Source organism: Paenibacillus sp. FSL W8-0426, assembly GCF_037969725.1.
GTDB lineage: Bacteria > Bacillota > Bacilli > Paenibacillales > Paenibacillaceae > Paenibacillus > Paenibacillus hubeiensis.
The window spans coordinates 6424810-6442171 of sequence record NZ_CP150203.1 but is presented as its reverse complement, the minus strand read 5'-3'; the positions used below and the strand labels follow the sequence as shown (position 1 = coordinate 6442171).

Sequence of the window (17362 nt, the reverse complement as noted above, 5' to 3'; positions counted from 1 at the left end):
ATATCAATCAGGAAGCCCGGTCCTGAGGGGCCGGGAATGGGGAGGAAGCAATCGCACATGAATGCCATATTGCTGGTAGGTCACGGAAGTCGTGACCCTGAGGGGAACAACGAACTGAAGGAGTTTGCGCGTACCGTAGCAGAGCAGGCTCCGGAAGCTACGATCGTGGAAACTTGCTTTTTGGAATTGACGCGTCCAAGCATCGCTGAGGGTGTTACAGCCTGCGTGAACAGAGGAGCGACACGTGTTGTGCTGGTGCCGATTATTCTGTTTGCGGCCGGACATGCCAAAGTAGACATCCCGAATGCGATCGATCGTGCAAAAGCACGTTATCCGCAGGTTGAATTCGTGTATGGCCGCCCGATTGGCGTACACGACAAAGTGATTGAGATTTTGCAGACTCGCTTGCATGAGGCGAAGCCCGTATCGGCGGGAGCCTCTCGCGGAGCAGTCGCAGTGGCTGCCCCGCCTGCTCCAGCCCGGGATGAGGAAACGGCGGTGCTGGTGCTTGGCCGGGGAAGCAGTGATCCGGATGCCAATAGCGACTTTTTCAAAATGACGCGGATGTTGTGGGAGAAGCTTCCTTATAAATGGGCGGAAAGCTGTTTTATCGGCGTCACCGAGCCTTTGTTCCCGGAAGGGCTGCAGCGCTGTCTGGCGCTTGGGGCCAAACGGATTATCGTTCTTCCGTATTTCCTGTTTACGGGTGTGCTGATTAAACGGATCGACGAGATGACGGCGGCATTCGCAGCCGAGCATCCGGAGATTCAGGTTGAACTGGGCGGTTATTTCGGTTTCCATCCCAAGCTGGTGGAACTGGTGACTCAGCGTGCATTTGATGCATTGGAAGGCAGAGTCGATGCAGCTTGGAACGAGTTCCAGTATCGGATCGAAGCGATGAAACACCACCACCATCATCACGATCATGACCATGACCACCATCATGATCACGATCACCACCATGATCACGATCACCATCATGACCATGACCACCATCATGACCATGACCATCACCATGATCACGATCACCACCATGATCATAATCATCACCACGATCACGGTCACCATCATCATCACGAGCATGATCATTTTGCATCATCACGCGATTTTCATCACGATCATGATGGGGAGATTCCTCTGTCCCATCACGAGAAGGACGAAGAACAGGATAACCGCGCCCCCGGAAAGGGAGAACATGACGTTTCGGACAAGCAAGAGGCGTCTGCGGGAGAGCAGGTGGGCCGTCCATGATCCTGATGTTGTGCGGAACAAGCGATGCGCGGGAGTTGGCGTTACGCATTCACGAAACCGGTGTTGAAGTGTTAACGTCGGTGGTAACGGAGAGTGCGGCGAACAGTCTGGCGGAAGCCGGGTTAAAGGTGCGGACAGGCCGCATGACCGCTGAAGCAATGGCGCAGCTGGCCCGCGAGCAAGGCAGCAAAGCCATTGTCGATGCAAGCCATCCATTTGCGGAGGAAGCCCATGCCAATGCGATGGAAGCGGCTAAACAGGCGGATATTCCCTATATCCGTTATGAACGGACAGGACTGGCCTATGACGATCATCCGCTGCTTCATGTCGTGCCGTCTTACGAGGAAGCAGCGATCAAGGCCAAGGAGCTTAAAGGATCAGTCATGTTGACCACGGGCAGCAAAACGCTGCAAATTTTCACAAAGCACCTGCTCGGCGATCCGGACGTTCGATTGGTGGCGCGAATGCTGCCGCGTCTCGACAACATGGAGAAATGCGGGGAGCTGGGTGTGGAGCAGCGCAACATCATTGCGATGCAGGGACCTTTTTCACGCGAACTGAATGAAGCCTTATATAAACATTATGCCACGACAGTGATGGTCACCAAGGAAAGCGGCAAAACCGGTGCAGTCGACGAGAAGGTGCAAGCGGCGCTGGAACTGGGCATCCATGTCGTGCTGATCGCCAGACCGGAGGTCGAGTTCGGTACGGTGTTTGACCATTACGAAGGCGTATTGGAAGAGTTAGGGCGTATTTTTCATAAGTAATATGGGTGCAGCAACCCGGATTAATTAAAGATAACCGTATATTCCGGGTCAATTTAAGGCGAGCTTGAAGACGTTCAGTTTAACTGTCATATGAACGGCGAAATGTACAGTTGAGCGCAATACAAACAGAACACTAAGTAAACAAAGCACACAAAGCACATAAAGCACATACAATCATGGGGACAACCGGAGCGGCTAAGCCTGATTATTTAGTTGGAATTTGAACCATTCAAATTCAAGTGAAGCAAGGCCCGAAAATATAACGAACATCAGACACCTTATTTTGCGAAAAAAAGCTTCTTGGAACTGTAACGAACCTGAGGCACGCTATTTGGCAGTATAAAGGTCACTTTCGTCCGGATTCCCGCCAATAACGATGCTGATGTTCGTTAGCCTAAAGAAGTGTGTGAAAACACCCGAATAAGGTGTCTCAGGTTCGTTAGAAGGAAGCCGAGAACAGGGAACGCCATGACCGTTAATACCATTTTCAATAATGAAGGAGTGCAGGCACATGGATTTCAAAACGGAATTTAAACCGCTCACCGTACAGCCGCAGGAAATTGAAGGAAAAAGCTTCGAAATGATTACCGAGGAACTCGGCGAGCATCCATTCACGGCTGAACAATATCCTGTGGTGCAACGCGTCATTCACGCTTCCGCGGATTTTGAGCTCGGACGCAGCATGGTGTTCCATCCGGACGCGATTGCGGCAGGCATCGCAGCGCTTCGTGCCGGCCAGTCCGTCATCGCGGACGTGCAGATGATCCAGGCCGGCGTGAGCAAAGACCGCATTCGCGGCTTCGGCGGGGACGTGCATGTGCATATTTCCGATGCGGACGTCATTGAAGAGGCGAAACGCCTGAACACAACCCGTGCGATCATTTCCACGCGCAAAGCGGTAAAAACGTACGAGGGCGGCATTTATGCCATCGGGAACGCGCCTACCGCTTTGCTGGAGCTGATTCGTCTGGTCAAAGAAGGCGAAGCCAAGCCGGGCCTGATTATCGGTATGCCGGTCGGCTTTGTGTCTGCGGCGGAATCGAAGGACGAGCTGCGCAAACTCGACATTCCGTTCATCACCAACATCGGCCGCAAGGGCGGCAGCACCATCGTGGTCGCTGCATTGAACGCGATCTCCCTGATGGCGGCCAAAGCCTAATGGCTATAGCATTCTATAAGTACGCCCAGGAGCTGAGGAACTGGGTTGCTATAAAAGAATCTCATGTTATATAGGTTGAACTGCATACTTACACGATAACGGAGAGGGCAGAAAAAATCTGGAGAAGCGAAGCGTTCGTATTTATCCCCGGATGTTCCCCTTGAAAAAAAGGGATCAAAAAAATCCGGGGATAAGAGCGATCGGAAGATGGTTCTGACCACGTAGTGGCCCCGTGTAATAATCATTTGTTCAACCTATATAATTGCAATCTATATCGAAGCAACAAGTACGAACGGGAGGTCAACGACCATGATGGAAAAAAAACGCATGAAAAGCGGAGAGGCCCCGGATCCGGATAAACCGATGCGTTCCGGCTTTACGACAGGGGCGTGCGCAACGGCCGTGGCGAAAGGGGCCGCGCAGCTGCTGCTGACCGGCATTGTGCCGGATCGGGCCGTCGTATCGCTGCCGGCAGGTTTTGACCACTCGTTCGAGCTGCAGGAGCAGGAATTGAAAGAAGGCGTGGCGACTTGCGCCACGATCAAAGATGCCGGCGACGATCCCGATGCCACGCATCTGGCGAAGATCATCGCGCATGTCACGTGGCGGGACGAGCCGGGCGTCGAGCTGGACGGAGGCATTGGCGTGGGCCGGGTGACCAAACCGGGGCTTCCTGTGCCGGTCGGCGAGGCGGCGATCAATCCCGTGCCGCGGCGCATGATCACCGAAGCGGTCACGCAGGTGCTCGCCGAGCATGGTGCGGCACGCGGCGTACGGGTAGTCATCAGCGTGCCCGACGGCGAGGAAATCGCCAAGAAAACACTGAATTCCCGCTTGGGTATCATAGGCGGCATCTCCATCCTGGGCACGCGGGGTGTGGTCGTGCCGTTCTCCACGTCGGCCTACAAGGCCAGCGTGGTGCAGGCCATTTCAGTCGCGCAGGCTTCGGGCTGCGAGCACATCGTGCTGACGACCGGGGGCAGCAGCGAGAAATACGCCATGAAGATGATGCCCGAGCTGCCGGAGGAAGCCTTTATTCAGATGGGCGACTTCGTTGGCTTTGCCATTAAACACGGCAAACGTCTTGGCATGAAACGCATCAGCCTGGTGGGTATGCCAGGCAAGTTTGCCAAAGTGGCTCAAGGCGTCATGATGGTCCATTCCAAGAGCGCGCCGGTGGATTTTGGATTTCTTGCGTCCGTGGCTCGGGAAACCGGGGCGGGAGAAGAATTGGCCCAGGCGATCGAGGAAGCCAACACGGCGACGCAGGTGGCAGATATGATGACGGAGGCCGGATTTTTGCCATATTTCGAAAAATTGTGTACATATGCCTGCAGGCACTGTCTGGAACATGCCGGGGGCGGTTTAACGGTAGAGGTCGTGCTTGTCACGATGAAAGGAATGGAACTGGGGAGGGCGGAAGTAAGTGAACTGGACGGCATCAACGGAAACGAATGATCGAAAGATCCGCATGATCGGCATTGGCGAGGAGGGTGCAGCAGGCTTGACTGCGGACAGCCTCGCTTGCATCGAGCAGGCGGACGTGCTGGTTGGCGGCGAGAGGCTGCTGCAGTTCTTTCCTGCGTTTGCAGGCGAGAAATTAACGATCCGAAGCGGACTGGGCGAACTGGTCGCAAAAATAAAGGAGCTTCATGCCACGCAAAACGTGGTCGTGCTTGCCTCAGGGGACCCGCTGTTTTACGGCATCGCCGGGTACATGGCGCGTAAGCTGGGCCCGGATGCGCTGGACATCCGGCCGAATCTCAGCTCGCTGCAGCTGGCATTTGCCCGGCTGGGCGAGAGCTGGCAGGACGCCGTGCTGGAGAGCGTGCACGGTCGGCCCTTGCAAGGGCTGGCGCAGCGCATCGACGGTAAGGCCAAAATCGCGCTGCTGACCGACGACAAAAACAGCCCCGCCGCCATTGCCGCATATTTGCAGCATTTCGGCATGACCGAATACGATGCGTTTGTGGCCGAAAACCTTGGCAGCAAGGATGAGCGTACAAGACGTTACACGCTGGACGAGCTGGCAGAGACGGAATGCAGTCCGCTGAACGTCGTCATTTTGCTGCGCCGCAAGGATGCGCCGCCGGCGCGCCGAGGGTTCGGCTTTGCGGATGAGGAGTTCCACCAGCGGAAGCCGGAGAAGGGCTTGATCACGAAGCGCGAAGTGCGCGTGTTCAGCCTGTCCGAGCTGTGCTTGCGGGACGACAGCGTCGTGTGGGACATCGGAGCGGGCTCCGGCTCGGTGGCCGTGGAGTGCACGCGGCTTGCGTCGAAGGGCCAAGTCTTCGCCGTCGAAAAAAATGAAGGCGACCTCGCGAACATCGAGGCCAATCGCATCAAATTCCGGACGGACTTCACCGTCCTGCATGCCAAGGCCCCTGCGGGGCTGGACGGCTGGCCCGACCCGGACGCCGTCTTCATCGGCGGCAGCGGCGGCGAGCTCGCCGAGCTGATCGCGCTCTGCGCGTCCCGACTGCGTCCGGAGGGACGCATCGTGGTCAATGCAGCGACGATCGAAACGCTGCATGACAGCATGAAGGCCATGCAGGGCGCAGGCCTGGATGCATCGGTGACGCTGCTGCAGACGGCGCGCAGCAAACCGATCCTGAACATGACGCGTTTCGACGGGCTGAACCCGATCTACGTGATCACAGGTCGGCACAAGACGGAAGAGCTAACCGGGGAGAGCGGAGCGGAAGAGAGAAAGGGGCAAACAACATGAGCACGGCAGCAGTAGGCACGCTGTATGGCGTAGGGGTCGGTCCGGGAGACCCGGAACTGATTACGGTCAAAGCGTATCGCATGATCCGGGAATGCCCGGTCGTTGCGTATCCGAAGAAGCGGAAGGGCGGCAAATCGTATGCCCACGAAATCGTTGAGCTGTACGTGAACCCCGAAGAAAAGGAAATGCTTGGCCTGATCTTTCCGATGACGAAAGACCCGGTCGTGCTGGAACGCGAGTGGAACAAAACGGTGGAAGCATGCTGGGGTGCGCTGAAGGAAGGCAAGGACGTGGCTTTCGTGACCGAGGGCGATCCGAACCTGTACAGCACGTTCATTCACCTTGCGCGTTTGATGCGCGAGCTACATCCGGAAGTGCCGATCTCATCGATTCCGGGCATTTCGTCCGTGCTGGGTGCGGCGGCGGCGTTGGACATGCATTTGGCGGACGGCGATGAGCAGGTAGGCATCGTTCCGGCGACTTCCGACAAGGAGGCGATGCGGAAAGCGATCGAAAACCACGATACGATCGTGTTCATCAAGGTGGCCAAGGTGCTTGACCTGATGCTGGAGCTGCTGGACGAAATGGGACTCGGCGGTAAAGCTTCGGTGGTCACGAAAGTGACTTCTCCGTATGAGCTGGTTTGGCGCGACGCACGCGAGCTGAAAGGGCAGGAGCTGGAATATTTGACTCTGATGGTGGTGAGCAAATGAAAACATTGGAACCGAAAGTATACATCGTCGGCGCCGGACCCGGCGATCCCGAGCTGATCACGGTCAAAGGTTCGAACATTTTGCGCAGCGTCGACCTGGTGCTGTACACCGATTCGCTCGTCAATGACGAATTGATCGCGACGGCGAAGCCGGAAGCCGAAGTGCTGCAAAGCTCGGGCATGGACCTGGAGCGGCAGGTCGAGCTGATGGGCGAGGCCGTGCGCGCAGGGCGGAGCGTAGCTCGCGTACATACGGGCGATCCGGCCGTGTACGGCGCCATTTTGGAACAGATGGTGCTGCTCAAGCAGCAGGGCGTTGCTTACGAGATCATTCCGGGCGTCAGCTCGGTATTTGCCTCGGCGGCAGTGCTCGGCGCGGAATTGACCGTGCCGGACCTGACGCAGACGGTCATCTTGACCCGTGCCGAGGGCCGTACGCCCGTGCCGGAGCGGGAGAAGCTGCGCGATCTGGCTTCGCATCACTGCACGGTGGCATTATTCTTGAGCGCAACGCTGGCGAAAAAGGTCGTAAACGAATTCCTCGCGGCCGGTTGGAGCGAGGATACGCCGGTGGCCGTCGTTCAGCGGGCGACATGGCCTGATCAGAAGATCGTGCGCACGACGCTGGCAAACCTCCCAGCCGACCTGCGTGCCGCAGGCATTACGATGCATGCGATGATTTTGGCCGGATGGGCGCTCGATCCCGACATCGTGAACCGGGATGCCCACCGCTCCAAGCTGTACGACAAAACCTTCACGCACGGCTACCGCAAAGGGGTGAAGGCCGGTGAGTAACCCGTTTGCGGTCGTGGCGATCACAAAGCATGGGGTGCAAATTGCACGCGAGCTGGCCGGGCAATTCCCCGGTACCGACGTATACTACATGACCAAGTTTGCGCGGGGAGATGAGGAAGAACTCGGCTATCGCATGTTCGAGGGTTCCGTGAAGCTGATTTTGCCGGACCTGTTCAAACAGTACAACGGCATCATTCTCATCATTTCGCTCGGAGCGGTGGTGCGTATGATCGCGCCGCTGTTGGTCGACAAAAAAGTGGACCCGGCCGTGCTCGTCATCGATGATCGCGGCGAGAACGTCATCAGCGTGCTGTCCGGGCATCTGGGCGGCGCAAACGAGCTGACCCGGCAAGTGGCGAGTGTGCTTGGTTCGCACGCCGTCATTACGACGGCTTCCGACGTGCAGGGCACGATCCCTGTTGACCTGTTCGGCCGCGAGCTGGGCTGGACGGTGGACAGCTTCGACAAGGCCACGCCCGTCAGCGCGGCCGTCGTGAACGAGGAGCCTGTGGCTTTGATCCGGGAAACCGGGGAGCGGAACTGGTGGAAGTACGACAAACCCGTCCCGGATCACATTCGCGTGTTCGATCGTCTGGAGGACGCAGCATCGTTCGACTTCAATGCCGCATTGGTCGTCAGCGATCGCCTGCTGACAAAGGCCGAGCAGGAGCGTTTCCTCAGCAACGGGGTGCTCTACCGTCCGAAGAGCCTGGTGCTTGGCATGGGCTGCAATCGCGGTACGGCCATGGAAGAGCTGGAGCGGGAAATGCTCGCCACATTGGAGGAGCTGTCCCTATCGGTCAAAAGCGTGCGCAACGTAGCTACAATTGACTTGAAAAAAGACGAAGAGGGCCTGCTTGCGCTTTGCGCCAAGTACGGCTGGGAGCTGGTCACGTATACGCCGGCGGAGTTGAACGCGGTCGAGCTGCCAAACCCGTCGGAAACGGTGTTCAAGTACACAGGAGCTTACGGCGTGTGCGAACCGGCGGCACTGCTTTCTTCCGGTGCGGACCACTGGTTACTGGAGAAGAAAAAAAGCGGCAATTTGACGCTGTCGGTTGCCCGCATCCCATTTTGATTGATCATTTTGCAAAATGCAGGAATGAGAGACTGCGACGAAATTAAAGTAAACCTGATTTCCCCGCAGCATCTAAACGAACAGGATTGAACCGCATCGATTTTTCGGTGCGGTTTTTTTGAAAGGTGGAGCGACGAATGACGAATTCGAACATGGCCTCGAATCAAGAAGTGAATTTTACAGACTTGAACAGGCCCCGATTGATTATCGCGGGCACGGGCAGCGGCGCGGGCAAAACGACCGTAACCCTTGGCCTGATGAAGGCCCTTGCCGGCCGCGGCTTGCGTGTACAGGGCTTTAAATGCGGACCCGATTACATTGACCCGACGTATCATACGGCCGTTACGGGCAGAGCTTCCCGCAATCTCGATGCATGGATGACATCGCCGGAATACGTGCGCACTGCTTTTGCCAAGGCTTCGGTCGGGCAGGATATCTCCATCATTGAGGGCGTCATGGGTCTCTACGATGGGAAGGACCCGCTCAGCAACACGGGATCTACGGCGGAAATTGCACTCGTGACGCAAACGCCCGTCCTGCTGGTCGTGGACGTGCGCAGCATGGCCCGCAGTGCGGCTGCCATCGTGCTTGGCTTCCAACAGCTGGAGCCCGAGCTGAACATTGCGGGCGTGATCGTGAACCGCTGCGGCAGTGCCGGACATTACGGTATCGTCAAAAAAGCGATTGAGCAAATGTGCGGCATTCCTGTCGTTGGCTGGCTGAAGCGCGATGAGGAGCTTTCGATACCGGAGCGCCATTTGGGATTGGTGCCGGCCATTGAACGCGGCGAGCTGGAGCCATTGTTCCAGCGTGCAGCCGATGTGCTGCTCGAAGGCACCGACCTGGATGCGATTATGGCGATTGCTGCTGGCGCGCCGCCGCTTGATGCTTGGGAGAGTATAGATACATCTGAATTTTCGCGCCCATCCGAACACCAGAACACTCAGCAGACCTCTGAACAGCGGCCTACGATTGCGGTAGCACGAGATGCAGCATTCAATTTTTATTATCCCGACAATCTGGAGCTATTAGAGGAAGCCGGTGCCAGGCTGATATATTTCAGTCCGCTGGCGGGTGATGGCATTCCGGATGATGCGGACGGCATCTATCTGGGAGGTGGATTCCCCGAGGAGTTTGCCGCCGACATTGCCGCGAATCGCAGTTTTCTTGCAGGTTTGAGAGAGGCGGTTCGGAAGGACATGCCTCTCTTTGCCGAGTGCGGGGGGTATATGGTACTGGCCGAGACGCTGACCGATCGCCAGGGAGAAACGCATGCGATGGCAGGCATCGTGCCTGCCGATGTGCAGATGCAGACCAAGCGGGCCGCTCTGGGCTACCGTGAAGCCCATGCGGTTAAGAGCACTTTTTTGTTGGAACAAGGAGAAGGAGTGAGAGGGCATGAGTTCCATTACTCCACCATGACTTATAAGGAAGGCTTCGAGACTCCATTTGCCTATGAAACCAAGGGACTGCGAGGGATGAAGAAGGAGGGGTATGCTGCAGGGAGCGTAATGGCCGGTTATACGCACGTTCACTTCGGATCGAATCCGGCTGCGGCGCAAAGATGGGTAACCCACTGCCTCCATTACAAGCTGAAAGGCCAAACTGGTCATAAAGAATCTTGAACCCATGTTTGGCAAGGTATTTTGTCTTAGTCGAAATGATCACCTTGCGAAATAACCGGCTTCTGAGACTTTGGTCGCGAAGTTGGTTTTCCGGCGGATTGGGAAAAGGTTTTTGCCGAGAAGCGTGGAATGAAGTATAATTGGACACCCCGTTCAGCATTTCCCGGATATGCCTGCGAACAAAGCGGCTATACTAGAAGATATATCGTTTCCGGTCGGTCTGGCCGGCGGGGACATGGCTGCACGAGCATATCCGAAGAATGAGGTGCCGGTTGTTTTCATGCAAATCGTCTGACTGAAGTTGAATCCGAAAGGAGTTATGAATAATGGATCATCGTAAAAAGGCACTGCTGCTCGGCGATTACACTCATCCCGACTGGCATCCGATGCAAGGCGTGGACGTGGAGATCAGTCGAATCTTCCACGATATCATGACCGTACAGTGCAGCGAAAATCGCAACATGCTGCTTCAGGAAAATATATCGGGATTCGATGTGTGCATCTCGTATTTTGACGACTGGAGAGGCAAAGCTTCTCCGCAGCAGACAGCGGGATTGCTGTCTTACGTCAGCAATGGGGGAGGGCTCGTCATCATCCACAACGGCATCTCCCTGCAAAACCGCTATGAGCTGGCGCAGATGATGGGCGCAAAATTTTTGCACCATCCGGCCTATGCTCCGTTGGAGTTCAAGGTCACGGCGACGAATCATCCCGTAACCGAAGGCATTTCGGATTTTGCAATGGAAGAGGAAGCCTACCTGTTTGAGTTCGGCACATTCACCGAAACGACGGTGCTTCTGGAGTATCAGTCCGAGGAAGGACCGAAGCCGGCCGCGTGGGCGCATACATACGGTCTTGGACGGATCGTGTATCTGATGCCCGGACATCACGTGCCTTCTTTTGCCCATGAAACCTATCGTCAGCTGGTGCTGCAAGCAGGGAAATGGGCTGCCCGTTACGTGTAACGGTTAGGCGCAGACAAGATCAGGTACGGGGGTTGCCTTTTGCAAGATGGCCACGGTCAGTCCGTCGATTTGGGGTTTCTTTTGGTTGCCGTCCATTAGGGGTATAATATAGAAATCAACAAAGAGGAGGATGACAGGAATGAGCGATTTGTTCAAAAAGGCAATTTCGTTAGGGCTCGGTCTTACCGTTGTAAGCAAGGAAAAAATCGAAAAAACCGTGGACGACCTGGTCAAACGGGGCAAGCTTGCGCCCGGAGAATCCAGGGACTTGGTCGACAAGTTGATGGAACGCGGCAATGAAGAGCAAGGCCAGATCAAGAAATGGATCAACGAACAGGTCCAGCGTGCGCTTGTGGACGTCGGCGTGCCGACCAAAGGCGAAGTGGCTCGGCTGGAACAACGCATTGAAGCACTTGAAGCCAAGCTGGCCAAACTGGGTCACTCCCCGCAAGCTGAACCGGTTGCCGCACCTGCGCCGCTCGAAGTCCCTCCTCTTAAAGAGAACGAGTAGATGGCCGTGCGCATCAAACATGTCGGCAGATACCGCGAAATCGCCATGGCGCTGGTGCGCCATGGCTTCGGGTATATGGTGGAGGAGCTGGGACTTTTCCAGCTGCTGGCCCTGCCCCGGCGTTGGATGTCCCGTGAGGAGCATGCAAGCAAAACGTTGAGCGAGCGGATTCGGCTGGTGCTGCAGGAATTGGGACCGGCTTTCGTGAAACTGGGGCAGCTGGCAAGCACGCGGGCGGATTTGCTGCCCGATCCGGTGATCCGGGAATTGGTGAAACTGCAGGATCAGGTGCCGCCGTTTTCTTCGGACACGGCGCGGGGGATTTTGGAACAGGAATTGGATATGCCGCTCGAGGAGATCTTTTCCCGGTTCGAGGATACTCCCGTAGCAGCGGCCAGCATCGGTCAGGTGCATTTGGGCAGGCTGCGGAGCGGGGAAGCCGTGGCTATCAAGGTCCAGCGGCCCGGCATTGCGCGCATCGTGCAGCGAGACCTGGACATTCTGCGCGAGTTGACGGCCATGGCCGAGAAGCGGTGGGACTGGGTCCGACAGTATCAAATTCCGCAAATGGTCGAGGAGTACGCTGCGGCCTTGCTGGCCGAGCTGGACTACACGGTGGAAGGCCGCAATACGGAAAAGATCGCGCTGCAGTATGAAGGGGACGGCCAGGCGAAGATTCCGGAAATTTATTGGGATCAAACGTCATCTCGCATCCTGACGATGGAGTATATTGAGGGCATCAAGCTGAACGACCCCGATGAGCTGGCGAAACGCGGGTATGACGTGAAGGATATCGCACAGCGGTTGGTTGATGCGATCTTGAACCAAATATTTCTGCACGGTTTTTTTCATGCCGATCCACATCCGGGGAACTTGATGGTGCTTAAGGATGGGCGTATCGCCTTCATTGACTTCGGCATGGTGGGCAGCCTGAGCGAGGAAATGAGGAAGCATCTGGCATCGCTGGTCATTGGGCTCATGCGCAAGGATACCGAGGCCATGATCCGGGCCATCGAGAAGCTGGGCATGATGCCGGATGATATCGACGAGCGTGGGCTCCACAACGATTTGGACAAACTGCGGGCCAAATATTACGATATTTCTTTTTCGAAAATCAGCGTAGGTCAAGCATTGAATGATCTGTTCGGCGTTGCTCAGCGTCACAGGATCATTATGCCGCCGGACATCCTTCTGATGGGCAAGTCACTGCTGACGCTGGAAGGCGTAATCGAACATCTCGACCCTACCGTGAGCATCGTGGACATGGCCGAGCCTTTTGGCCGCAAGCTGCTCAAGGATCGTTTTAACCCGGGGAAAATCAAAAACAGGCTGTTCCGCAGCGCGGCCGACATGGCGGAAAGCGTCATGGGATTGCCGGGGCAGCTGCGACAGCTCTCATCCATCATCAGCAAGGGCAAGCTGCGCCTGGAAGTCAGCGTCCCTGAACTGGAAACGCTGCTTCGCAGGCTGGACCAGATCAGCAACCGTCTATCGTTCAGCATTGTGTTGTTGGCCTTTTGCATCATTATGGTCGGATTGATCATCGGTTCTTCCATCAGTCACCAATCCACGATGTTATGGGACATTCCTGTGATCGAGATCGGATTTCTGGTCGCGATTCTCATGGTGGCGTTTCTACTCTATTCGATATTCAAGTCAGGCAGGTTCTGAGCATTCTGCGGAAGCGATCATTATATTTACGGCAAATAACCCTTACGCAAGCAGTAGGGGTTATTTGTGTTCCCTATTTATGCTCAATAAATCAAGAGATAATCAAAGGATTTGGCGTGAAAATAAAAGATAATGGATGAATACAAGCGATTAAAGCCCTGTATCAACGTTCGTGCATCTTTAACTTATTCTCTATAATAGTAGGTCAGTACACAACGGACCCGGTTTTTCTGAGAGGGGAAAGCCAGAACGGGCGATGACCGTTCATGTTTTAAGCAGCAACGTCTAAGCCGATCGCGGAATAAGTCATGGACGCACACGGAAACGGAAATTCGAATCAATGAACACGATGGCGGGCAAGGGCGTGCATCCGTTATTTTGCATGCATAATTTTACAAGGTCCAGTCAGAAGCTAGGTTACGGATCAAATCCGTAGTTTCGTTTCGGCATGCCGTCCGATTGGAAGCGGAGTGCGCCGTTCCGCCACATTTGGCTAGAGACGAATTAAGGTTTGTTGGATTAGGAGGAGCGGCACTAGACATATGAATACGTTAAAACAACAGTGGTTTGGCAACATCCGCGGCGATGTGCTCGCAGGCATTACGGTGGCGCTGGCGCTTATTCCGGAAGCCATTGCCTTCTCCATTATCGCGGGCGTGGACCCGATGGTGGGGCTGTATGCTTCGATTACGATCGCGATCGTCATCTCGATTGCGGGCGGCAGACCGGGCATGATCTCTGCGGCGACCGGAGCGATGGCCGTGCTGATGGTTGGGCTCGTCAAGGATTACGGCGTGGAGTATTTGTTTGCCGCAACGATTCTGACGGGCATCATCCAGTTTATTTTGGGCATTTTCAAAGTAGGGCGTTTCATCACGTTTGTGCCCCATTCGGTATTGACCGGATTCGTGAACGCCTTGGCGATTTTGATTTTCATGGCACAGCTGACGCATTTTACGGGTGCAAACTGGATCATGTACGCAATGGTAGCGGGCACGCTGGCGATCATTTACATTTTGCCGCGCTTTTTCAAGGCTGCTCCTGCGCCGCTCGTTGCCATTATCGTGATGACGATCATCACGTTCGTCTTTCATCTGGATGTCAAAACGGTCGGACAGATGGGCAATCTGACAAGCACGTTGCCGATGTTCCATCTGCCGAACATTGAGTGGTCCTTCAACACACTGATGATTCTGCTGCCGTATTCCTTTACGATGGCACTTGTTGGTCTGTTGGAATCGCTGCTGACCGCGACGATCGTGGATGAAATGACCGAGACGCGCAGCAGCAAAAACCGCGAGGTTCGCGGCCAAGGGATCGCCAATTTCGTGAATGGTTTCTTTGGCGGCATGGGCGGATGCGCGATGATCGGCCAGTCCGTCATCAACGTGAAATCCGGCGGCCGCGGCCGATTGTCGACCTTTACCGCAGGTGCATTTCTGGCGATTTTGCTGCTCTTGCTCAGCGATGTCGTGAAGCAGGTGCCGATCGGCGCACTGGTCGGCGTCATGTTTATGGTGTGCATCGGCACGTTCGATTGGAGCTCGCTCAAAAACATCGGCCGCGTGCCGCGGGCAGAGGCCTTCGTTATGGTCGTGACCGTGGTGATCGTAGTCATTACCAGCGACTTGTCGATCGGTGTGCTCGTCGGCGTTGTGCTCAGCGTGCTGCATTTCGGCTGGAAGCAAGCCAAGATTCGGGTGCAATCGAGCGAAGAGCAAGGACGCAAGGTGTACCGCGTGCATGGGCCGTTTTTCTTCGGTTCTTCCTCCCGGTTCGTGGATGAATTCAATGCCGAGGCTGACCCGGATGAAATCACGATCGATTTCAGCGGTTCTCACATTTGGGATAACACGGCCGTCGTGGCGATTGGCAAGGTGAAGTTCAAATACGCCAAGCTGGGCAAAACCGTGCATTTGCGCGGGCTGAACGAGGAAAGCAGCCGTTTGCTCGAAAAGAGCGGATTCGCTCTTTCTCAGGGCCATTAGTATATCCATCCACGCGACGTGGAATGGTAAAATAAGTGCAAAGGGTGCCGCCAGTGCGCGGTACCCTTTTGTTTTGCTGGACAAACGTGTAAACTACACGGTATGGATGAGAAGAGCAGACGGACTAAATTGCTTTTAATCTAAATGAACTGACAGAGGTGTAACGATTGGCTAATTTTGAACAACTGGGCATCAGGCCCGAATGGTGCGAGATTCTGAAGCATCAGGGAATCACCGTGCCGACGCCGGTACAGGAACGCTCCATTCCGGTATTGCTGGGCGGAAACGATATCATTGCCGAGGCGCAGACGGGCACGGGCAAAACGCTGGCTTTCCTGCTGCCGATTATTCAGAAAATCAACGTATCGGACCGCTCGCCGCAGGCACTGATCATCGCGCCGACGCGTGAGCTTGCGCTGCAAATTACGGAGGAAGCGAAGAAGCTTACCGCCAATGACGATAAACTTCATGTGCTTGCCGTATATGGCGGACAGGATGTGGAGAAACAGCTGCGCAAACTGGAGAACGGCACGCAGATCGTGATCGGCACGCCGGGGCGGCTGCTGGATCACTTGCGCCGCGGCACGCTGAAGCTGGACAACGTGCGCAAGCTGGTGCTGGACGAGGCCGACCAAATGCTGCACATGGGCTTCCTGGACGAAGTGGAAACACTGATCAAAGCGCTGCCGTACAAACGCCAAACGATGCTGTTTTCGGCCACGATGCCGAAAGGCGTTCGCCATTTGGGCAAAAACTACATGAAGGACCCTGTGGACGTCAAGGTATCGTCCCAGTCCGTCATCCCGATCAAGCAGATTCGCCAGCAGGTGCTGGAATGCACGGATCGGGGCAAACTGAACGCGCTTCGCGGCATGATCGATACGTATCGCCCGTATTTGGCGATCATTTTCTGCCGCACGAAGCGCCGCGCGTCGAAGCTGAACGCCGAGCTGCGCGAGGCAGGGTACATGAGCGACGAGCTGCATGGCGACCTGTCGCAAGCGAAGCGCGAGAACGTCATGAAAGCGTTCCGCGACGCGAAGCTGCAGCTGCTGGTCGCGACCGACGTGGCAGCGCGCGGCTTGGACGTTGAAGGCGTGACCCACGTCTTCAACTACGACATTCCGCATGATGCGGAGAGTTACATCCACCGCATCGGCCGTACGGGACGCGCGGGCGGCAAAGGCCTTGCCGTGACGTTTGCGGCGCAGCACGACAAGCCGGAGCTTGCCCGGATCGAGCAAGGCATCGGCCAGAAGCTGTCCCGGATCATCTGGACCAGCGAAGGGCCTGTCGAGTCCACCGGCGCGGCGAGACGCACGGTTCACAGCCTGGGCGAGGAAGAGCGCTCAGGCGGACGTTCTGCCGGGACGGGCAGCGCGCGTCGCGGCTCGGGCCGGGGCGACCGTGCCGAAGGCGGTCGCGGACGCGGCTCCCGCGGCGAGAGCGGGCGCAGCGGCGGCCGTCGCGACGAGCGTGGCGGAAGCCGCGGGTCTGCGCGCAGCGGCGGCGGTGGCGCGAGCCAGGGCCAAGGCGGCCGTGGCGATGGCCGCTCCGGCGGTCGCAATGGCGGCGGCCGCAGCAGCGATAGCCGCGGCGGTGCAGGGCGCAGTGATGCTCGCGGTGGCAGCGGCCGCGGTGCGGGCCAAGGCTCCCGCGGCGACTCGCGTGGCGGTCGTAGCGGGGGACGCCGGGGGCGTTAAAGCTCCGGTTCCGCCAAGACGCAGGACACAGGGAGACGTCATGCCAGCCTACTGGCATAATTACAGAAGAGCACGTGAACAAGCCTCGAACTGGTAACAGTTCGCAGATATATACCGTGCACGAATATAGACCGTATTCCGGAAGAGTAGAGAGGTCTCTCTTTCCGGGCTGCGGTTTTTCGCGTTCACGCGCGCTAACGAACCTCACACGCCTTATATCGCCCTAAATCGTGGTCATCAAATTCTAACGAACATGAGCCACGTTATTTGATCGAAAAAGTAGGTGCACGAGCCTTTGGAGGCCAAATAGCGTGCCTGAAGTTCGTAACAATTTCCCTGGACTCAAAAGAGGCCCAATAACGCGTCCGATGTTCGTTAGAACTTCTCATGTAGGCGGTGTGCGGAATCA

At 56.2% G+C, this 17362-nt stretch carries 14 protein-coding genes; all 14 read left to right on the top strand.

Annotated features, from left to right (window positions below; genetic code table 11):
- Positions 1 to 57: 57 nt before the first annotated feature.
- The 14 genes from MKY59_RS29115 (at position 58) to MKY59_RS29050 (ending at position 16953) form a co-directional block, all read left to right on the top strand.
- Complete coding sequence (locus MKY59_RS29115) at positions 58 to 1251, top strand: sirohydrochlorin chelatase (protein ID WP_339275055.1); 1194 nt, start codon at positions 58 to 60, stop codon at positions 1249 to 1251.
- Entirely contained in the window at positions 1248 to 2018 is a 771-nt protein-coding gene (gene cobK / locus MKY59_RS29110) for a precorrin-6A reductase (RefSeq protein WP_236413165.1), read from the top strand. The genes MKY59_RS29115 and cobK overlap by 4 nt, the downstream gene beginning before the upstream one ends.
- 511 nt (positions 2019 to 2529) lie before the next feature.
- Complete coding sequence (locus tag MKY59_RS29105) at positions 2530 to 3177, top strand: precorrin-8X methylmutase (protein WP_236413162.1); 648 nt, start codon at positions 2530 to 2532, stop codon at positions 3175 to 3177.
- A gap of 309 nt (positions 3178 to 3486) precedes the next feature.
- Positions 3487 to 4635 (top strand): cobalt-precorrin-5B (C(1))-methyltransferase, encoded by a 1149-nt coding sequence (locus tag MKY59_RS29100; protein WP_339275053.1) that lies wholly within the window; start codon positions 3487 to 3489, stop codon positions 4633 to 4635.
- A gap of 13 nt (positions 4636 to 4648) precedes the next feature.
- A complete protein-coding gene (cbiE, locus tag MKY59_RS29095; RefSeq protein ID WP_339278498.1) occupies positions 4649 to 5905 on the top strand; it encodes a precorrin-6y C5,15-methyltransferase (decarboxylating) subunit CbiE in 1257 nt (418 codons plus the stop codon).
- Complete coding sequence (gene cobI, locus MKY59_RS29090) at positions 5902 to 6618, top strand: precorrin-2 C(20)-methyltransferase (protein WP_236413160.1); 717 nt, start codon at positions 5902 to 5904, stop codon at positions 6616 to 6618. Before cbiE ends, cobI begins: the two co-directional genes overlap by 4 nt.
- Positions 6615 to 7412 (top strand): precorrin-4 C(11)-methyltransferase, encoded by a 798-nt coding sequence (gene cobM / locus MKY59_RS29085; protein ID WP_339275050.1) that lies wholly within the window; start codon positions 6615 to 6617, stop codon positions 7410 to 7412. Before cobI ends, cobM begins: the two co-directional genes overlap by 4 nt.
- Positions 7405 to 8490, top strand: coding sequence for a cobalamin biosynthesis protein (locus tag MKY59_RS29080; RefSeq protein ID WP_339275048.1), 1086 nt, complete (start codon positions 7405 to 7407; stop codon positions 8488 to 8490). The genes cobM and MKY59_RS29080 overlap by 8 nt, the downstream gene beginning before the upstream one ends.
- A 137-nt stretch (positions 8491 to 8627) precedes the next feature.
- On the top strand, positions 8628 to 10115 hold the full coding sequence (locus tag MKY59_RS29075) for a cobyrinate a,c-diamide synthase (protein ID WP_339275047.1): 1488 nt from the start codon (positions 8628 to 8630) through the stop codon (positions 10113 to 10115).
- Positions 10116 to 10441: 326 nt separating this feature from the next.
- A complete protein-coding gene (locus MKY59_RS29070) occupies positions 10442 to 11080 on the top strand; it encodes a ThuA domain-containing protein (protein WP_236413156.1) in 639 nt (212 codons plus the stop codon).
- A gap of 139 nt (positions 11081 to 11219) precedes the next feature.
- Complete coding sequence (locus MKY59_RS29065; RefSeq protein WP_236413155.1) at positions 11220 to 11591, top strand: phasin family protein; 372 nt, start codon at positions 11220 to 11222, stop codon at positions 11589 to 11591.
- Positions 11592 to 13262 carry an AarF/ABC1/UbiB kinase family protein gene (locus MKY59_RS29060; RefSeq protein WP_339275044.1) on the top strand — a complete coding sequence of 557 codons (1671 nt, stop codon included), beginning with the start codon at positions 11592 to 11594 and terminating at the stop codon, positions 13260 to 13262.
- 542 nt (positions 13263 to 13804) lie between these two features.
- Positions 13805 to 15250, top strand: a complete 1446-nt coding sequence (locus MKY59_RS29055; RefSeq protein WP_339275043.1) for a SulP family inorganic anion transporter — start codon at positions 13805 to 13807, stop codon at positions 15248 to 15250.
- A 167-nt stretch (positions 15251 to 15417) separates the two neighbouring features.
- On the top strand, positions 15418 to 16953 hold the full coding sequence (locus tag MKY59_RS29050) for a DEAD/DEAH box helicase (RefSeq protein ID WP_339275041.1): 1536 nt from the start codon (positions 15418 to 15420) through the stop codon (positions 16951 to 16953).
- Positions 16954 to 17362 lie beyond the last annotated feature (409 nt).

What these genes read in the sequence shown, in the direction of transcription:
- MKY59_RS29075 (WP_339275047.1), top strand. Translation starts at nt 8,628, where the DNA reads ATGACGAATTCGAACATGGCCTCGAATCAAGAAGTGAATTTTACAGAC.
- cobI (WP_236413160.1), top strand. Translation starts at nt 5,902, where the DNA reads ATGAGCACGGCAGCAGTAGGCACGCTGTATGGCGTAGGGGTCGGTCCG.
- MKY59_RS29055 (WP_339275043.1), top strand. Translation starts at nt 13,805, where the DNA reads ATGAATACGTTAAAACAACAGTGGTTTGGCAACATCCGCGGCGATGTG.
- cbiE (WP_339278498.1), top strand. Translation starts at nt 4,649, where the DNA reads ATGATCGGCATTGGCGAGGAGGGTGCAGCAGGCTTGACTGCGGACAGC.
- cobK (WP_236413165.1), top strand. Translation starts at nt 1,248, where the DNA reads ATGATCCTGATGTTGTGCGGAACAAGCGATGCGCGGGAGTTGGCGTTA.
- cobM (WP_339275050.1), top strand. Translation starts at nt 6,615, where the DNA reads ATGAAAACATTGGAACCGAAAGTATACATCGTCGGCGCCGGACCCGGC.
- MKY59_RS29065 (WP_236413155.1), top strand. Translation starts at nt 11,220, where the DNA reads ATGAGCGATTTGTTCAAAAAGGCAATTTCGTTAGGGCTCGGTCTTACC.
- MKY59_RS29105 (WP_236413162.1), top strand. Translation starts at nt 2,530, where the DNA reads ATGGATTTCAAAACGGAATTTAAACCGCTCACCGTACAGCCGCAGGAA.
- MKY59_RS29060 (WP_339275044.1), top strand. Translation starts at nt 11,592, where the DNA reads ATGGCCGTGCGCATCAAACATGTCGGCAGATACCGCGAAATCGCCATG.
- MKY59_RS29070 (WP_236413156.1), top strand. Translation starts at nt 10,442, where the DNA reads ATGGATCATCGTAAAAAGGCACTGCTGCTCGGCGATTACACTCATCCC.
- MKY59_RS29115 (WP_339275055.1), top strand. Translation starts at nt 58, where the DNA reads ATGAATGCCATATTGCTGGTAGGTCACGGAAGTCGTGACCCTGAGGGG.
- MKY59_RS29100 (WP_339275053.1), top strand. Translation starts at nt 3,487, where the DNA reads ATGATGGAAAAAAAACGCATGAAAAGCGGAGAGGCCCCGGATCCGGAT.